This is a genomic window from Rhodococcus sp. ENV425, assembly GCF_002887785.1.
In the GTDB taxonomy this organism is placed as follows: Bacteria; Actinomycetota; Actinomycetes; order Mycobacteriales; family Mycobacteriaceae; genus Rhodococcus; species Rhodococcus aetherivorans.
In genome coordinates this window covers 1-3,678 of record NZ_PCZU01000005.1, presented here as the reverse complement: position 1 = coordinate 3,678, position 3,678 = coordinate 1, and the positions used below count along the sequence as shown (strand labels likewise).

Sequence of the window (3,678 nt, the reverse complement as noted above, 5' to 3'; positions counted from 1 at the left end):
CCTCGACACAGCCGAGATTCCGAGGAGGGCGGCGTCATGAGCGCAGGCGGTGCCAGCGAGACGACCCGGCGGAACCTGCAGGCCGCGGCGGCCGCGCTGCCCGCGGACGACGGGCAGGATTCCGAGGACGTGACGCGCGGGTTCGTCGGCCGCAGCGAGCAGCGGCGGATCACCGGCGCGGACGGGCGGGTGGTGTGGGACCTCGACGCCTACGCGTTCCTGGACGGGTCCGCGCCGGAGACGGCACATCCGAGCCTGTGGCGGCAGGGACGGCTGCTCGCCGAGGACGGCCTGTTCGAGGTGGTGCCGGGGATCTACCAGCTGCGCGGATTCGACCTGTCGGTGATGACCGTCGTCGAGGGTGAGGCCGGGGTGATCGTGATCGACCCCCTGATCAGCGCGGAAACCGCCGCGGCTGCCCTGGCCCTGTACCGCGGGTACCGCGGCGACCGACCCGTCTCCGGGATGATCTACACCCACTCCCACGTCGACCACTTCGGCGGTGTCAAGGGTGTGCTCGACCCGGGGCTCGTCGAGGCCGGGACGGTCCCCGTCGTCGCCCCGGCCGGGTTCCTCGAACACGCGGTGGCGGAGAACCTCTTCGCCGGCACGGCGATGTCGCGCCGCTCGGGCTACATGTACGGCGCGGCGCTCGAGAAGGGTCCGGCCGGTCAGATCGGGGCCGGGCTGGGCCAGACCACCTCGGCCGGCACCGTCACGCTCATCGCGCCGACCGTCGACATCACCGCGACCGGGCAGGAACTCACCGTCGACGGGGTGCGGATGGTCTTCCAGCTCACCCCCGGCACCGAGGCCCCGGCCGAGATGAACATCTGGTTCCCCGATCGGCGAGCCCTGTGCGCGGCGGAGAACGCCACCCACACCATGCACAACATCCTCACGCTGCGCGGCGCGGTGGTGCGCGACGCGCACGCCTGGGGCCACTACCTCAACGAGACGATCGGCCTGTGGGGCGACGCACTCGACGTCGTGTTCGCCTCGCACCACTGGCCGACGTGGGGCCGCGAATGTGCGCTCGAATTCCTGTCCGTGCAGCGCGACATGTACCTGTACCTGCACGATCAGACGCTGCGGATGATGAACCAGGGGCTCGTGGGCGCGGAGATCGCCGAGCGGTTCGAGATGCCCCCGGCCCTGGCGGCCGCGTGGCACACCCACGGCTACTACGGCTCGGTGAGCCACAACGTCAAGGCGATCTACCAGCGGTACATGGGGTGGTACGACGGCAATCCCGCCAACCTGTGGGCCCATCCCCCGGTCGAGGCAGCCCGCCGGTACGTCGACGCCATGGGCGGCGCCGACGCCGCCCTCGCCGTCGCGCGGGACGCCTTCGAGGAGGGCGACTACCGCTGGGTGCTCGAGGTCTGCAAGCATCTGCTGTTCACCGACGACACCGACCAGGCCGCCCGGGCCCTGCAGGCCGACGCGATGGAGCAACTCGCGTACGGCTCCGAGAACGGCACCTGGCGCTGCATCTACCTGGCCGGCGCGAAGGAGCTCCGCGACGGGATCTTCGGCTCGCCCGTGCAGTCCTCGGGCGACTTCCTCGATGCGCTGACCGTCCCGCAGCTCTTCGACAGCCTGGCCGTGCGGGTGGACGGGCCGCGTGCGTGGGACCTGCGGCTCGTGATCTCGTGGATCCTCACCGACCTCGGGATCACGTATCTCACGGAGCTGCAGCACGGCGTGCTCAACCACCGGACCGTCGACGCGCCGCTGCCGGGCAGCACGGTGTTCACCCTCACCCGCCGCACGCTGATCGGTGCGCTCACCGGGCAGCTGGATCCGGCGACGGCCCTCGCGGACGGGACGATCGCGGTGACGGGCGACCCGACGGTGGCGGGCCGGCTCTTCGAGGTGCTCGCACCGGTGGATCCGGACTTCGCGATCGTCACGCCCTGACTCCCGCCGCTGCCGGGACCGCGGCGCGGTCCGGAGGTCAGCCGGGCCTGAGCACGGCGGCGTCGCCGAGGTCGTGGGACACGGTGAAGGTGCGGGAGGTCAGGCGCCAGCCGTCCCGGGTGCGGGTCCACCGATCGTCGTATTCGCCGAAACACTCGTAACTCGCTCCGGCGGCCGGACCCGCGCCCTGATGGTGGACGCGGGCATACGTCAGTGACCGGGCCCGGTCGCCGTCGACCTCGACACGGTGGTTGCCCAGCAGATGCTGCGACGGTCCGCAGCCACCGAGGTGCGCGCGGACCACGGCGACGATGCCGTCGCGGCCCGCGGCACCGTAGCCGGTGGCAGAGTCGGTGAAGGCGGCCCCGAGGGCCTCCCAGTCGCGGCGGTCGAGGGCGGCGGCGAGCTCGGCGAGCCGTTCGATGATCTGTTCGCGGTCGTGTGTCACCTGTCCCGTTGTAGCGGGCTCACGGCCGTTCGGGGCGCCGTCTTCCCGCTGAGCGGGCACGGGGCCCCGGCGTTCGGCCGCTGTCACCCCGCCGCTAGCCGCTGTTGCGCAGCGCGGTCGCGAGCCCGTTCATCGTCAGCTGGATGCCGCGGCGGACCCGGTCGGTGTCCTCGCCCGCGCGGAATCGGCGCAACAGTTCGACCTGCAGGTGGTTCAGCGGCTCGAGGTACGGGAAGCGGTTGTGCACCGATCGGGCCAGCGCCGGGTTGTCCGCGGTCAGGTCGGGGTGACCGGTGATCGCCAGGTAGGTGCGCACGGTGCGGTCGTGTTCGGCGGTGATCTTGTCGAACACCCGGTGCCGCAGATCGGGATCGGGCACCAGCTCGGCGTAGCGCGCCGCGAGACCGAGGTCGGACTTGGCCAGCACCATCGCCATGTTGGACAGCACGGTGCGGAAGAACGGCCAGCGGCGGTACAGGCCGGTGAGGGTGGCCAGACGCTCGTCGTCGCCGCCGATCCAGGTCTCGACGGCGGTGCCGGTGCCGTACCAGCCGGGCAGCATGACCCGGGACTGGGTCCACGCCAGCACCCAGGGGATCGCCCGCAGGTCGGCGATCGACGACGTCGGCTTGCGGGAGGTGGGCCGGCTGCCGATGTTCAGGGCCCCGATCTCCGCGACCGGCGTGGCGGTCCGGAAGTACTCGACGAAGCCGGGGGTCTCGTGTACCAGGTCGCTGTAGGCGGTGCGGGCGAGTTCGGCGAGCTCGTCGAGCACCGCGTACGCCGGGGCGGCGTCGCTGCCGAGTCCCTCGACGTCGAGGAGGGTGGACTCGAGGGTCGCGGCGACGAGTGATTCGAGGTTTCGGCGCGCCAGCTTCGGCTCGGCGTACTTCGCGGCGATCACCTCGCCCTGCTCGGTCAGCCGCAGCGAGCCGGCGACGGCCCCGGGCGGCTGCGCGAGGATCGCGTCGTAGCTCGGGCCACCGCCGCGGCCGACGGTGCCGCCGCGGCCGTGGAACAGGCGCAGCCGGATCCCGGCGGTGCGCGCGGCCTCCACCAGGTCGAGTTCGGCCCGGTACAGCGCCCAGTTCGCGGCGAGGTACCCGCCGTCCTTGTTCGAATCCGAGTAGCCCAGCATGACCTCCTGCACGCCGCCGGCGGCGTCGACGAGGTTGCGGAACTCGGGGACGGCAAGGGCGGCGGTGAGGATCTCGGCGCCGTGCCTCAAATCGTCGATGGTCTCGAACAGCGGGATCACCGCGACCGGGCAGCGCGGTCCCGCGACGTCGTGCTCGACGAGACCGACC

General features: G+C 71.9%; 3 protein-coding genes. 1 reads left to right on the top strand and 2 read right to left on the bottom strand.

Annotation, left to right across the window (positions count from 1 at the left end; genetic code table 11):
* The first annotated feature begins 36 nt into the window (after positions 1-36).
* Positions 37-1,923, top strand: a complete 1,887-nt coding sequence (locus CQZ88_RS00140) for an alkyl/aryl-sulfatase (RefSeq protein ID WP_006936585.1) — start codon at positions 37-39, stop codon at positions 1,921-1,923.
* Between the two features lie 37 nt (positions 1,924-1,960).
* On the opposite strand, the gene CQZ88_RS00135 is transcribed toward CQZ88_RS00140, so the two are convergent.
* Positions 1,961-2,371, bottom strand: a complete 411-nt coding sequence (locus CQZ88_RS00135; RefSeq protein ID WP_006936582.1) for a nuclear transport factor 2 family protein — start codon at positions 2,369-2,371, stop codon at positions 1,961-1,963.
* A gap of 94 nt (positions 2,372-2,465) precedes the next feature.
* On the bottom strand, positions 2,466-3,678 hold a 1,213-nt coding region (locus tag CQZ88_RS00130; protein ID WP_146034228.1), incomplete at its 5' end, for a phosphoenolpyruvate carboxylase.